This window comes from Halogeometricum sp. S3BR5-2 (assembly GCF_031624635.1).
Lineage (GTDB): Archaea > Halobacteriota > Halobacteria > Halobacteriales > Haloferacaceae > Halogeometricum > Halogeometricum luteum.
Genome location: NZ_JAMQOQ010000002.1, coordinates 312,978 through 325,416 on the forward strand (window position 1 = coordinate 312,978; position 12,439 = coordinate 325,416).

The window sequence follows — 12,439 nt, forward strand, 5'->3', positions numbered from 1 at the left end:
TCGGAGCGCGCTGGACGGAGCGCGTCCACCTTTTTGTGCGGCGGAGTCAATCGATACGCATGGTGGCAGGGAGCGGTCGCCTCGGGGCCGCGTTCGCGGTGCGAGCGACGCCGAGAGCGCGGCCCGACGGCGCCCGTGAGAGAGACGGGGCGACCGGATTCGAGGACGGGCGCCGCCTCGGCGTCCGTCTCCCCCGCGCCGCGCGAGGTGTGCGGGGCACCCGACGGTGATGATGGAGTCGCTCCCGCTGGACGGCGACGTGCTCATCCTCGCCGGGGGGCGGGCGAACGTCACGCCCGACAGACTCGTCCCCCTCGTGCGCCGCGCACAGGCCGCTCTCGGCCCGCGGTTCGACGATTACGACCGGCGGTTCGAGTGCGTCCACGCCGACGACGCCCGCGCCCTCTTTCTCGTCCCGCGCGGCCACTGGGCCGAACTCGGCGCCGAACTCGAAATCGAGGCCGAAGCGGCGGACGCGCTCCGCCGCGCGCACGAACAACAACTCCTCCGCGTCGGGTCGAACCGCGGCCGCCGGGAGGAGTTCGAGACGGCGATGGAGATACGCGAAGTCGTCGTCGTCGGTCGGTAGGGCGGCTCGAAAACCGTTTGCCGAACGCTGAACCCACACTCGCCCCGCAGGCGAATCGCTCGCTTTCTCTCCTCGCCCGTCTCCTCTCGACCGACGGCCAGCGCGAAGCCGCGCCTCTCCCGCGTCGCGCGGTTTGATATCGCGGGAGCTGGTTTATCCCGCCGACCGCCGATGGCCTCCGAATCCGTCGACGTCGAGGAGGAGAGGTCCGAAAGGGCCGAAAGCCGTCCGAACGACGCGAGTCGTCGGTTCGCCGTCGAGTCCGCCGCGCTTCAGACTGACCCCGCCTGTTCCGCGCCGTCGGGGGTCGGGGACCGACTGTCGACGCTATCGACCGATTCGGCCGGGTACGCGGGTCAGTCCGAAGGACGCTTTCGGTCCGTCACCTCTCTGCCCTCCTTCGTCGCTCTCGCTCGACAACCGTGAACTCCATAGCGCGATATCGAACGGCATCTCGGCCGAGAAGAGCGGGTCGGTCCTGGGGCGCTCCGAAAGGAGGTCAGTCGCTCGATGACGGACTGGGTCCGGAGTCGGGCGAGGCGTTCGCCTGCACGGTCTCTTCGACCTGCGTGTACACGAGGACGAACCCGACGAGAGCGAGTAGCGCGCCGAAGACGAACGGCGTCGCGTACGGCTGACCGACCGGGAGTTCGACGCCCGAGAGGTAGCCCGCCGACAGGGGGCCGATGGCGACGCCGAGACCGAACGACATCGTCAGCACGGACATCGTCGTCCCGGAACTCCGCCCGGCGGCGATATCGCCCGCCAGCGCCATCGCCGGGGCGAGCACCGCCGCGCCGGCGACGCCCTGCACGAAGCGGGCGACGACCATGCCGAGCGGCGTCACGACGAAGCCCTCCACGAACGTCGCCGGAATCAACAGCAGCAGGCCGGCGAGGATGAACGGCCTCCGCCCGTACTCGTCGCTCCACATCCCGATAGGTCGCTGCAGGAGTACCTGCGCCAGCGTGAACGAGGCGAACTCGATACCGAACATGGTCGCGCTCTGTCCGAGCGCGCTGTTGACCTGCGTCTGGAGCGGTTCGAGCAGCGCGATGCCGATGGCGATGAACAGCGAGGCCAACCCGAGCGTGAACACGGGGTCGAGCAGGTTGTCGCCGACGTGGTCGCGGACGGCGATGTTCAGGTCCTCGCCGGCGCTGGCCTCCTCCTCCTCGCTCACCTCGGGGTCCGAGACGAGCAGGGTGACGAGCACCGCGCCGAGGAGGGCGCTCACCGTCGCCACGTAGAAGGCCGCCTCGAACCCGGTCAGCGCCCGACCGAACACCCGGTAGGGACCGCGGTTGATGACGGCGCCCGCGACGACGGGGCCCAGGCCGAACCCGACCATCCGGAACGTGTTGAACGTCCCCATCGACTCCCCGCGGGCGGTGTCGGCCGCCAGTTCGTTCACCAGGGCGACGGTGGCCGGAATCGTGAACGCGACGCCGAGACCCTGTCCGAGGCGAATGAGGAGAATCGCGCCGTAGCTGTCGACCAGCGAGTACGCGAAGTTCGCCACCGTGAGCACGAGCAGTCCGACGACGACGAATATCCGCCGCTTGCCCGTCCGGTCGGAGAGTTTGCCGACGAACGGCTGGAGGGCGCTGTTGAAGAAGCCGTACGCCGAGAGGATGATGCCCGTGACGAGCGCCGGCGCGAGGCCGAACGTCCCGCCGCCGACGACGCCGCTCGTGATGTACAGCGGCAGGACGACGATCAGGAAGGAGTTGCCCAGCGAGTCGGCCATCCGCGCGACTCCGAGCGCGAGGATGCGTCGGTCGACGTCGGTGATGCCCACTACGGGGACCCTCCTCCGCGATGCGTGTACGAGTCGTAGATGCGTGTTTCTGTCATAATCGGGTTGACTGACCACTCAGTCAGTGCTCGTAGTCGCTAACTCCGTCTCGCGTAAAATGCTGTTGCGTCCGGCAACCCGCGCCTCGGCCCGAAAGGACCGCGTTCGCCGACGGTCGTCCGTGCCGGAAGCGGTAGCGGTTTGGTCGGACGGCGACGAGGGGTAGCCGTGCCCGTCTCTCACGTCCCGCCCGCGGTCCGACGCGGCGTCCGCGACGCGACTCCCGTCGCGGTCGGCATCGTACCGTTCGGACTGATCACGGGCGTCGCTTCCGTCAAGGCGGGCCTCTCGCCGGCGCAGGCGGTCGGATTCTCCTTCCTCGCCTTCGCGGGCGCCTCGCAGTTGGCCGTCGTCGACCTCCTGGGCCGGAACGCGACGCTGGCCGTGGCCGTCCTCACGGGCGTCGTCATCAACCTCCGGCTCCTGATGTTCTCGGCGTCCATCGCACCGTACTTCCGGCCGTTCGACTCGCGCCGGAAGACGCTCTCCTCGTACCTCCTCACGGACCAGGCCTACGCGCTCGCCGTCTCGTGGTACCGCGAGGCGGACCCGGATTCGACGGCGCGCTTCCGGTACTTCGTCGCCGCCGGGGGGTGGCTGTGGGTCGTCTGGCAGGCGTCGCTGGTCGCCGGGGTGGTCGCGGGCGCGAACGTGCCCGAGTCGTGGGGGTTGGAGTTCGCCGTCCCCCTCGTGTTCTTGGGTCTTCTCGTCCCCGCCGTCTCGACCCGACCGACCCTCGCGGCGGCCGTCGTCGGCGGCGGCGTGGCCGTCGCGGGCGACGTCGTCACCGTGGGCGGAAGCCCGGGGCTGCCGTACAACCTCTCGCTCGTCGTCGGCGCCGTCGCGGGCGTCCTCGCCGGCGTCGCCGTCTCCGCGGCGGGCGGCGGAGGTGACGGGGACGCAGACGACGGGAGCGACGGCGACCCGGAGACGCCCGAGGAGGCGGGGGACTGATGCCCACCGAGTACGGTCCGGTCGCCGTCTGGGGCGTCGCCGTCGCCGTCGGCCTCGCCACGTTCGCCGTCCGCGGGTCGTTCGTCTACCTGTTCGGCCGCGTCGAGTCGGTGCCGCCGCGGGTGACGCAGGCGCTCCGGTTCGTCCCGCCCGCGGTGTTCGCCGCCCTCGTCGTCCCCTCGCTGGTGGTCGTCGACGGCTCGGCCGACCTCTCGCCCGTCGCCGTCTCCCTCTCACGGGGCTTCTCCGTCGCCGTCGGCAACGAGCGACTTCTCGCGGGCATCGTCGCGGCGGGCGCCGCGTGGGTCACGGAGGACGTCTTCGCCACCATCGCCGCCGGCATGGCGACGCTGTGGCTCCTCCGCTTCGTCGTCTGACTCGAAACGGCCGCCGCGGGCGCTGGCGACCCCGCCTACCGGCGGACGAAGAACACGGCGATTCCGACCACCAACAGCAGGATTCCCCAGAACAGCGAACTCCCCGGGAGCACCGCGAGGAGGAGGGTGACGATACCGGACGTGATGAGAGACCAACCGAGGGTCGTGCGATAGCCCATGGGCGTGTTCGACCGCCGACGCGGTTGTGCGTTCTGCCGGTAGCTACTTACAACCGCGACTGACTCACCGACGCGCCCCCGGTGGCGTCGACGATGACGGTGGCCGGACCGCGCGGCGGGCACGACCACCACGACGAGTAGAAGGGGTCGCCGTCGTCGACGCGCACGCGCAGGCCGTACCGGCCGGAGTCCTCGACGGGGACGACGCTGGCCCGTTCGTCGGGGGCGAGGTCCCAGCGCTCCGCGAACAGCGTCTCGTCTCCCCCGGACTCGACGGCGACGCTCACCGCGTGGGGTTCGTCGTCGGCGTTCAACACGACGAGTTCGGAGTTGGCCGGTCCGCACCCGGTCGTCCGCCCTTCGAGGTCGACGAACAGGCTCGGTTGGTCCGGCACGGACCACGGCCGCGTCAGCGTCTCGCCGTCGCTGTCGCCGTCGCCGTCGATGTCGACGCGGACCCGGTACTCCCCGGTCCGGTAGGTGACGGGTATCTCCACCTGCGTCCGCGCCGGCGCGTCGTAGGTCGCCGCGAGGACCGTCCGACCGTCGAGTTCGACGCCCACGCGCGCCGTCCGCGCCGCCGACGCGGGATTTCGGAGGACGAGGCTGGCGGGCGCGTACCACCGCCCGACGCCGCTCCCGGTCAGCGGCGGGCCTCCCTCGTCCTCTCCGCCCCCCGAGGCGAGGCGACAGGCGCCGCGGCAGACGGCGGTTCGCCAGAACTCGAACCCCTCCGCCGACAGCGTCAGCGAGAGGCCGTCGAGTCGCTCCTCGGCGTCCCACTCGAACGTCCCCCGCCTCCCGTCGACGGCCTCCGCGACGACGCGGTACGGCCCCGGAGCCGGCAGTCGCGCGACGACGGGCCGGCGCTCGCCGGGCGCCAGTTCGAGGCTCTCCACGAACGCCGTCTCCCCGGCGGGGGACTCGACGGCGACGGTGACGTACCCCGCCGTCGCGTGCGGGTTGCCCAGCGAGACGGTCTGCTCGAACGACGCCGTCGCGGCCGTCGTCCCCGCCGACGCCGACGTTCGGTCCGCCGCGCCTCCGGACCCCTCGCTTCCGCTCTCCGTTCCGTCCTCGCGCCGCGTTCCGTCGCTCTCGCCGTCGTCGAACAGCGCGTTGCACCCCGCCAGCCCCGCCGCTCCGAGCGTCGCCAGCGTCCCGAGGAGGGCGCGTCTGGTCGGCGTGCGTCCCATGGGAAGGGGTTCGGCGGTGCGGAGAAAAGTGCGTCGCGAACGCGGAACGCGGGTCGCCGAGCGACGCTACCGCACGAGGAAGGCGTCGATTCCCTCGCGGGCGCGCACGAGGAGCGTGCTTCGGCGGGTGACGACGAGCGTCCGGACGTTCGTCACCGACTCCCCGCTCCCCTCCCCGTCCCCGCCGAGCGACATCTCCGCGCGGTAGAGGCCGGGTCCGGGGACGAAGCCGTCCACCGTCGCCGTCTCCCCGGGCGAGAGGTCCGACGACCAGGCGGCCGCGCGTTCGCCGTCCCGTCGGAGGACGACGCCGGCGACCCGCCGCCCGCCCTCGTTCCGGAACCGAAGGTCCGCGCCCGCGTCGGGCCACGCGTCGATTCGCACGCCGTCGGCGTCGGCGGCGAGAGGGAGGGCGACGTTCCGGTCCTCGTCCACCCGCCCGCTCCACCGGTCGCCGGCCGCCTCGACGGCGACGCGAAGGCGTCTGAGCGGCGGCACCGTTGGAAACGTGAGGACGCTGCCGGGGGGCGGGCGGTAGCGGTAGTCCAGCGCGGTCCGACCGTCTATCTCGAACTCGACTCGGACCTCCCTTTGTTCGGCACCGGCGTTGGCGACGGTGACGCCGTACCCCGCCCACGCGTCCACTTCGGGCCACCGAGGGTTACCGAACGGTCGGGCGTCGCCGCCGACGGAGACCGGCCCGCAGTCGGGCGCGCAGCGGACGGCCTGCCGGACGCGCACCTCGCCGTCGAGTTCCACCGTCGCGTCGGCGTGGACGCCGTCGACGCGGAGCGTCCCGCGCCCCGTCGCGCCGTCGGCCGTCTCGGCGAACACGTCGTAGACGCCGCGCCGGGCGACGACGCTCGGGTAGCGCCGCGTGCGGTCGGTCCCCTCGGGGGCGTACTCGGCGCTGTCGACGAACAGCGTCTTCGCGCCCCGACTCACGACGACGGTGGCGAACCGCGTCTCCGAGCCGACGTTCCGCACGACCAGACCCAGCGGTCGCTCGACGTTCTCGGCGTCGTCGTCGGCGCGGTAGGGGAGCGACGACTCCTCGTCGGGGACCGCACCGACCGACGGCCCGCCGGTCTCCGATCCGGTTTCGACGCCCCCGTCGGTCGGTTCGGCCGTCGTCCGTCGCGTCGTCGCTCGACCGCCGCCGAGGCCGTCGCATCCGGCGACACCGGCGCTTCCGGCGGCGGCGAGCGCTGCGAGGAGTCTGCGACGAGTTGGCATACGCGAGGTTCGGAACGGAGCGACAAGACGCTTTCTCGCGCCGGCAGGCGAAGCGGATTTACGCGCCGGTCGGATACCACCGGTAATGAGTCAGCCGAGCCCCGAGGTGTACGAGCGGGGGAAGGGCATGGACGCCCACAACGAAGTGATGCGCGAGATTCGCTCGCGCAAGGACCGCACGTACGACCCGCACGAACCCACGCGCGTTTGGTTGGACGAGGACAACACGCCGGACGGCGTGAAACAGTCTCTCACCATCATCCTCAACACCGGCGGCTGTCGCTGGGCGCGGGCGGGCGGATGCACGATGTGCGGCTACGTCGCCGAGTCCGTCGAAGGCGGCAGCGTCGCCCACGAGGCGCTGATGGACCAGATACAGGTGTGTCTGGACCACGAGGCGGAGAACTCCGACGAAGAGGCCGACCTCATCAAGATATACACCTCCGGGAGCTTCCTCGACGAGCGAGAGGTCGGCGCGGAGACGCGCCGCGCCATCGCCGAGACGTTCGGCGACCGGGAGCGAATCGTCGTCGAGTCGCTGCCCGACTTCGTCGAACGGGAACGACTGGAGGATTTCACCTCGCAGGGGCTCGAAACCGACGTCGCGGTGGGGTTGGAGACGGCGACCGACCGCGTGCGCCACGACTGCGTGAACAAGTACTTCGACTTCTCGGACTTCGAGGACGCCTGCGCGGAGGCGGGCGCCGTCGGCGCGGGCGTGAAGGCGTACCTCCTGATGAAGCCGCCGTTCCTCTCGGAATCCGAGGCAGTCGAGGACATGGAATCCTCTATTCGCCGGTGCGCCGGGGTCGAGCACTGCCACACCGTCTCGATGAACCCGACGAACGTCCAGCGCTACACCATGGTAGACGAACTCTACTTCCAGGGCGGCTACCGTCCGCCGTGGCTCTGGTCGGTCGCCGAGGTGCTCGAATCGACCGCGGACGTCGACGCAATCGTCGTCTCCGACCCCGTCGGTCACGGCTCCGACCGCGGCGCGCACAACTGCGGCGACTGCGACGACCTGGTGCAGAAGGCCATCAAGGACTTCGACCTGCGGCAGGACCCCGCGGTGTTCTCGCAGGTGTCCTGCGACTGCGAGGGGACGTGGGACGTCGTGATGGCCGAGGAGACGTCCTACGCGATGCCGCTGGCGCGCTGAGCGAGAGGCGTTAGGGGTTCGAAAACCCGCTCTATGCGGACCCATACTCCTCGTAACCGCCGGTTACGCTCCCCGAAGGCTGTGGATAGTAAGGGTGGTGTCCGCCCTCTTCGGAGATAGGCGCGGCGAAGCCATCGGAAGCGTTCCCGCGCGCCCGAGCGGCGTCGCGCCTCACTATGACAACAACGTACAAGACGGTGTACTACGCCGACGGCTGGCTCGAAATCCGCGAGGACGACAACCCCGACGGATGGATAGCCACGAGCGACCCGCACGCGGTCGACCGGTAACCGACCTGATTCACGCCGATAGAACGGTTTGTTTCGCTCATGGGGTCGGAGACGGACACCGCGGACCGCGGTTCGACGTCGACGATACATCGGTGACGCGACGCAACGCCACACAACGCGACGCGGCGTCGCGGCGCCTCGATTTTCGGGACCTCGCGCCTTCGAGCGACCGCTCCCGGCTCAGACGCGGTCGAATCCGCGGAGCACGCCCGCGCCGTCGGTGCTGCCGTTCAGGTCGGAGAGCGACGCGCGCTCGGGGTGCGGCATCAGCACGCCGACGCTCTCGGACTCCCCGCGAATCCCCGCCACGTTGCCGCGCGACCCGTTCGGGTTCGCCTCGGGCGTGACGTTCCCCTCGGCGTCGCAGTAGCGGAACAGGACGCGGTCCTCCTCGACCAGCGTCTCGTATCGCTCTTCGCTCACCTCGAAACGCCCCTCGCCGTGCGCGATGGGGAGTTCGATTACCTCGCCCTCCTCGTAGGCGGCCGTCCACGGCGTCCCGGCGTTCTCCACGCGCAGGTGGACGGATTCACACTGGAAGCGAGCGCTCTCGTTCGTCGTGAAGGCGCCCTCGGTGAGGCCGGACTCACAGCCGACCTGCGCGCCGTTGCAGACGCCGAGCACGGGCGTTCCGGCCGCCGCCGCCTCGCGGACCTCGTGCATGATCGGCGACCGGGCGGCCATCGCGCCCGCGCGGAGGTAGTCGCCGTAGGAGAATCCGCCGGGGAGCATGACGCCGGTCGCGTCTTCGGGGAGACCGTCCTCGTGCCAGACGCGTTCGGCGTCGATTCCGAGGTGTTCGAGGGCGCGGACGGCGTCGCGGTCGCAGTTCGACCCGCCGAACTGGACGACGGCGACTGTCATCGGGACCCGCCTCCGTGCGGGGCTTCGACAGTCGTCGTCGCAAGCGCGACCGTCACCGGGACGCACCTCCGTGTGCGGCCTCGACGGGCGGGGTGAAGGCGGCGACCGTCATCGAGACATACCTCCGTGCGAGGCCTCGACGGGGGTCGTCGCAGGTGCGACGGCCATCTACGCCTCCGTCACGTCGACGTCGTAGTCGTGGATCGTCGGGTTGGCGAGGAGTCGCTGGGCCATCTCGTCGGCCCGGTCCTCGGCGTCGGACGCCGACGCCGCGTCCACGTCCACCTCGAACTGGTCGGCCGAGCGGAGCGCCTCCAACTCGAACCCGAGGCGTTCGAGCGCCCGCTTCGTCGTCTCGGCTTCCGGGTCGAGGACGCCCCGCTTCAGGCGGACCGTCACCGTGGCGGTGTAGGTCGTCATCGGTTCGTGGTGCGCGGTCGTGCGTAAAAGCAGTTTTGGACTGCGTTTGGTGTGCACGAATGTGTGCATCGCCCGACGCGTCGAATCGGACGACCCTGTATCGCTCGTAACTGTCAGCAGATATACAAAGAGCCAATCGTTGCGCGGATGGACATCCTTTTCACCGCCGGTCGTCTCCCTCCGTCGATGACTCCGCAGCACGGCAGTCGGAGGTGGCAGCGATGACAGAACTCACCGAGATCACGGTCATCGGAGGGGACAAGACCGGACTCATCGCCAACTTCACCACCCTGCTGTTCGAGCGCGGAATCAACGTCGAGGACCTCGATCAGGCCGTCCGCGACGGCGTCTTCCGGATGACGTTGAACGCGGACACGTCGGGGATGGTCTGCACGAAAGACACCCTCCGGGAGGCCCTGCACGACCTCGGAGACGACCTCGGCGTCGACGTGCAGGTTCGGTTCCCCTCCGACCGGGGAACCAAACAGATCGCCGTCCTCGCCACCCGGGAGAGCCACTGCCTCGAAGCGCTGTTCGAGGCGTGGGCGAACGACGACCTCGACGCGGAGATATCGGTCGTCATCGCCAACCGCAGCGACCTGCGACCCCTCGCCGAGCACTACGACGTGCCGTTCCACGACGTCGGCGACGAGAAGGGGTCGCCCGACGAGGACGAACTCGTAGAGCGCTTGGACCAGTACGACGCGGACCTCGTCGTCCTCGCGCGCTACATGCGTATCCTCGGGCCGAACGTGGTGTTCCGCTACGAGGACCGCATCATCAACATCCATCCCTCCCTGCTCCCGGCGTTCCCCGGCGCGGCCGCCTACCGGCAGGCGAAAGAGGAGGGGGTCCGCATCGCGGGCGTCACCGCCCACTACGTGACGACGGACCTCGATCAGGGCCCCATCATCACCCAACGGGCGTTCGACGTGCCCGACGACGCCTCCATCGAGGAGATAAAGTCGCTCGGCCAACCGCTCGAAGCCGACGCCCTGCTCGAGGCGGTCAACCTCCACCTCGACAACGCCGTGAGCGTCCACCGCGGCCGCACCAGCCTCCGCGAGGACGCCGACGCCCCGGCGTACCAACTCGGGGCGACCGACGAGGCCGTCGCGGCGAACCCGGACCGACCGGTAGACGGGCTCGCGCGCGCGCTCGACGGAACGGACGGCGGGACCGACGGCGATGCCGGCGACGACGGCGAGGAGGCCGACGAAGCGGAGACGACGCCCGAACCGTCCGACGACTAGCTCGACGGCCTCTCTTCTGACACGACCCGAAAAATCGACCGCCGCGGCGTTACAGGTTCCGCACGCGGTCGACCGCGTCCGCGACCGGCGGCGCGTCGAACCACTCGGACCCGGTGTACGCGTTCGTCCCCGCGGCGTACAGTTCCGAGACGCCGGTGACGACGGCGGCCGGGAGCGGGTCGGGCGACTCCTCGCAGAGCGACCGCCAGTCGGCGACCCCCTCCTCGACCGCTCGCTCCTTCGCGTCGGCGACGGCGGCCACCCAGTCGGGGTCGGTCTTCTTGTAGTACTGGCGGACGACCTCTTTCGAGACCTCCTGTCCGTCGTAGGAGAAGCGGTTCTCGTCGAACGTGCCGACCACGTCGGCGACTTTTATCGCGCCGTCGTGGTACAGACACTCTATCTTCCCGTCCTCGTGGGCGAACCCCGCGCGCTCGGCGCGTTCGTTCAGGACGTGGTTGACGGCGAGGGCGAGTTCCTCTAATCTATCCAGTTCGGCGGCCCCGGCGATCGACTCCGCCTCCTCGCGGTCGAGATAGCGGTCCTGTTCCTCGTACTTCGTGGAGAACTCGACGACCGGTTCCGGGAGGTCGACGACGCCCTCGGGCCACACGTCGGCGTCCAGTCCGTAGTCGCGCGGCGAGCCCCGACTGCGGAGGCTGGACCCGACGGGGACGGTGTTGCGGAAGACGATTTCGAGCGGAATCAGGTAGTTCTCGCCCGCCTCGGCGTGGTAGGCGCCGTAGTCGTAGCTCCCGCCTTCGTACGGTAGGTCGGGCACCTGCGTGAGTTCGATGACCATCTCCGTCGGCGGCGACTCGCAGTCGCCGAGGTCCTTCACCTCGCCGTCCTCGCGCACCCCGAGGTAGTGCGTCGGGATGTGGTTGACGTCCAGAAGCTCGAAGTTGAACGCCCCCATCGTGCAGAGCGACGCCCCCTTCCCCGGGACGTGGTCGGGCATCTCCCCCCAGTCGAACACCGAGTACTGGTCGGTGAACACGAACCGGCCGCGTCCCGGTTCCGTCGCCGTCGGCTCCGCCTCCACGCGGAACTCCTTCACGCTGGTCATGCGAGAGGTGCGGTCGGCCTCTCACAAGAATCCTTCCACTCTCGTGCCTACTCCCATCGATTCGGCGCCCGATGTAAACACGTACGTGTATCATTAAAGTCACATACTACAGAATTAATGTCAGCGTGAAGTTTTTACACTTCGGATACGAGGAACGTCTATGGACGAACAGGTGGCCGAACTGGCGGAGACGCTGGTCGCGGCCGATGGGGTGACCGTGCTGACCGGCGCGGGCGCGAGCGCCGCGTCCGGCGTCCCGACGTTCCGGGGCGACGGGGGAATCTGGGGAACCGAGTTCGACGTCGAGTCGTTCACGATCGAGCGCTTCGAGCGCGACCCGCGGGGGTTCTGGGAGGACCGCCTCGAACTGCACGACCGGATGTTCGGCGACGTCTCCGGTCCGAACGAGGCCCACCGCGCGCTCGCGTGGTTGGAGGAACTCGGCGTCGTCGACGCCGTCGTGACGCAGAACACCGACGGCCTCCACCGCGAGGCGGGGACGGAGCGACTCGTCGAACTGCACGGCGACGCGTCGCGGTCGGTCTGCGCGGCGTGCGGCGAGGCGGTGCCGACCGAAGAGGCCCTCGACGGGGTTCGCGCCGGCGACGCGCCGCCGTCGTGTCCCGAATACGGCTGTGAGGGCCACCTCCGACCGGACGTGGTCCTCTACGGTGAGGACCTCTCGGAGGCGGCCTACGGGTCGGCGCGCCGTCTCGCCTGGGAGAGCGACGTGCTCCTCGTCGTCGGGTCGTCGATGACGGTCGAACCCGCGGCGTCGCTCCCCGTCGAGGCGGCCGAGCGAGGGGAACTCGCCGTCTTCGACGCGGCGGAGACGGTCAACGACGGCCTCGCGGACTACCTCGTCCGCGGCGACGCGGCGGAGACCCTCCCGGCCCTCGTCGACGCGGTGCAGTCGCGGATGCCCGGCATGGAGGAGGCGCGTCCGACGCGAGAGGGGACGCGGGTCAGATAGGGACGCGAAGAACAGCGAA

At 69.9% G+C, this 12,439-nt stretch carries 14 protein-coding genes; 7 read left to right on the plus strand and 7 right to left on the minus strand.

The window, feature by feature from the left end; all coding sequences use genetic code 11:
- The first annotated feature begins 59 nt into the window (after positions 1 to 59).
- Both NDI79_RS07995 and NDI79_RS08000 read left to right on the plus strand, forming a co-directional pair.
- Positions 60 to 230: a hypothetical protein gene (locus NDI79_RS07995; protein ID WP_310927950.1), complete on the plus strand. Its 171-nt coding sequence runs from the start codon at positions 60 to 62 to the stop codon at positions 228 to 230.
- Positions 231 to 232: 2 nt separating this feature from the next.
- Entirely contained in the window at positions 233 to 589 is a 357-nt protein-coding gene (locus NDI79_RS08000; protein ID WP_310927951.1) for a DUF8048 family protein, read from the plus strand.
- Positions 590 to 1,088: 499 nt separating this feature from the next.
- Here NDI79_RS08000 and NDI79_RS08005 read toward each other — a convergent pair whose 3' ends face one another.
- A complete protein-coding gene (locus tag NDI79_RS08005; protein ID WP_425499588.1) occupies positions 1,089 to 2,390 on the minus strand; it encodes an MFS transporter in 1,302 nt (433 codons plus the stop codon).
- 225 nt (positions 2,391 to 2,615) lie between these two features.
- Between NDI79_RS08005 and NDI79_RS08010 the strand changes: the two genes are divergently transcribed.
- Positions 2,616 to 3,401 (plus strand): AzlC family ABC transporter permease, encoded by a 786-nt coding sequence (locus NDI79_RS08010; protein ID WP_310927952.1) that lies wholly within the window; start codon positions 2,616 to 2,618, stop codon positions 3,399 to 3,401.
- Positions 3,401 to 3,778, plus strand: a complete 378-nt coding sequence (locus NDI79_RS08015; protein ID WP_310927953.1) for an AzlD domain-containing protein — start codon at positions 3,401 to 3,403, stop codon at positions 3,776 to 3,778. The genes NDI79_RS08010 and NDI79_RS08015 overlap by 1 nt, the downstream gene beginning before the upstream one ends.
- Before the next feature lie 35 nt (positions 3,779 to 3,813).
- Here the strand turns inward: NDI79_RS08015 and NDI79_RS08020 are convergent, their stop codons facing one another.
- From NDI79_RS08020 to NDI79_RS08030, 3 genes are all read right to left on the minus strand, one after another.
- On the minus strand, positions 3,814 to 3,957 hold the full coding sequence (locus NDI79_RS08020) for a hypothetical protein (protein WP_310927954.1): 144 nt from the start codon (positions 3,955 to 3,957) through the stop codon (positions 3,814 to 3,816).
- Positions 3,958 to 4,004: 47 nt separating this feature from the next.
- Complete coding sequence (locus NDI79_RS08025) at positions 4,005 to 5,153, minus strand: Ig-like domain-containing protein (RefSeq protein ID WP_310927955.1); 1,149 nt, start codon at positions 5,151 to 5,153, stop codon at positions 4,005 to 4,007.
- 66 nt (positions 5,154 to 5,219) lie between these two features.
- Positions 5,220 to 6,389, minus strand: a complete 1,170-nt coding sequence (locus tag NDI79_RS08030) for a hypothetical protein (protein WP_310927956.1) — start codon at positions 6,387 to 6,389, stop codon at positions 5,220 to 5,222.
- Positions 6,390 to 6,474: 85 nt separating this feature from the next.
- On the opposite strand from NDI79_RS08030, the gene NDI79_RS08035 reads away from it, so the two are divergent.
- On the plus strand, positions 6,475 to 7,551 hold the full coding sequence (locus tag NDI79_RS08035; protein WP_310927957.1) for an archaeosine biosynthesis radical SAM protein RaSEA: 1,077 nt from the start codon (positions 6,475 to 6,477) through the stop codon (positions 7,549 to 7,551).
- A gap of 470 nt (positions 7,552 to 8,021) precedes the next feature.
- On the opposite strand, the gene purQ is transcribed toward NDI79_RS08035, so the two are convergent.
- A complete protein-coding gene (gene purQ, locus NDI79_RS08040; protein ID WP_310927958.1) occupies positions 8,022 to 8,705 on the minus strand; it encodes a phosphoribosylformylglycinamidine synthase I in 684 nt (227 codons plus the stop codon).
- A 168-nt stretch (positions 8,706 to 8,873) separates the two neighbouring features.
- Positions 8,874 to 9,125: a phosphoribosylformylglycinamidine synthase subunit PurS gene (gene purS, locus NDI79_RS08045; RefSeq protein WP_310924667.1), complete on the minus strand. Its 252-nt coding sequence runs from the start codon at positions 9,123 to 9,125 to the stop codon at positions 8,874 to 8,876.
- 221 nt (positions 9,126 to 9,346) lie between these two features.
- Here purS and NDI79_RS08050 point away from each other — a divergent pair, with 221 nt between their 5' ends.
- A complete protein-coding gene (locus NDI79_RS08050; protein WP_310927959.1) occupies positions 9,347 to 10,378 on the plus strand; it encodes a formyltetrahydrofolate deformylase in 1,032 nt (343 codons plus the stop codon).
- Positions 10,379 to 10,427: 49 nt separating this feature from the next.
- Here the strand turns inward: NDI79_RS08050 and NDI79_RS08055 are convergent, their stop codons facing one another.
- Positions 10,428 to 11,447 carry a phosphoribosylaminoimidazolesuccinocarboxamide synthase gene (locus NDI79_RS08055; protein ID WP_310927960.1) on the minus strand — a complete coding sequence of 340 codons (1,020 nt, stop codon included), beginning with the start codon at positions 11,445 to 11,447 and terminating at the stop codon, positions 10,428 to 10,430.
- A gap of 160 nt (positions 11,448 to 11,607) precedes the next feature.
- Between NDI79_RS08055 and NDI79_RS08060 the strand changes: the two genes are divergently transcribed.
- Positions 11,608 to 12,420: a Sir2 family NAD-dependent protein deacetylase gene (locus tag NDI79_RS08060; RefSeq protein ID WP_310927961.1), complete on the plus strand. Its 813-nt coding sequence runs from the start codon at positions 11,608 to 11,610 to the stop codon at positions 12,418 to 12,420.
- The last annotated feature ends 19 nt before the right edge of the window (positions 12,421 to 12,439 follow it).

What these genes read in the sequence shown, in the direction of transcription:
- NDI79_RS07995 (WP_310927950.1), top strand. Translation starts at nt 60, where the DNA reads ATGGTGGCAGGGAGCGGTCGCCTCGGGGCCGCGTTCGCGGTGCGAGCG.
- NDI79_RS08000 (WP_310927951.1), top strand. Translation starts at nt 233, where the DNA reads ATGGAGTCGCTCCCGCTGGACGGCGACGTGCTCATCCTCGCCGGGGGG.
- NDI79_RS08015 (WP_310927953.1), top strand. Translation starts at nt 3,401, where the DNA reads ATGCCCACCGAGTACGGTCCGGTCGCCGTCTGGGGCGTCGCCGTCGCC.
- NDI79_RS08020 (WP_310927954.1), bottom strand. Translation starts at nt 3,957, where the DNA reads ATGGGCTATCGCACGACCCTCGGTTGGTCTCTCATCACGTCCGGTATC.
- NDI79_RS08025 (WP_310927955.1), bottom strand. Translation starts at nt 5,153, where the DNA reads ATGGGACGCACGCCGACCAGACGCGCCCTCCTCGGGACGCTGGCGACG.
- NDI79_RS08030 (WP_310927956.1), bottom strand. Translation starts at nt 6,389, where the DNA reads ATGCCAACTCGTCGCAGACTCCTCGCAGCGCTCGCCGCCGCCGGAAGC.
- NDI79_RS08035 (WP_310927957.1), top strand. Translation starts at nt 6,475, where the DNA reads ATGAGTCAGCCGAGCCCCGAGGTGTACGAGCGGGGGAAGGGCATGGAC.
- purQ (WP_310927958.1), bottom strand. Translation starts at nt 8,705, where the DNA reads ATGACAGTCGCCGTCGTCCAGTTCGGCGGGTCGAACTGCGACCGCGAC.
- purS (WP_310924667.1), bottom strand. Translation starts at nt 9,125, where the DNA reads ATGACGACCTACACCGCCACGGTGACGGTCCGCCTGAAGCGGGGCGTC.
- NDI79_RS08050 (WP_310927959.1), top strand. Translation starts at nt 9,347, where the DNA reads ATGACAGAACTCACCGAGATCACGGTCATCGGAGGGGACAAGACCGGA.
- NDI79_RS08055 (WP_310927960.1), bottom strand. Translation starts at nt 11,447, where the DNA reads ATGACCAGCGTGAAGGAGTTCCGCGTGGAGGCGGAGCCGACGGCGACG.
- NDI79_RS08060 (WP_310927961.1), top strand. Translation starts at nt 11,608, where the DNA reads ATGGACGAACAGGTGGCCGAACTGGCGGAGACGCTGGTCGCGGCCGAT.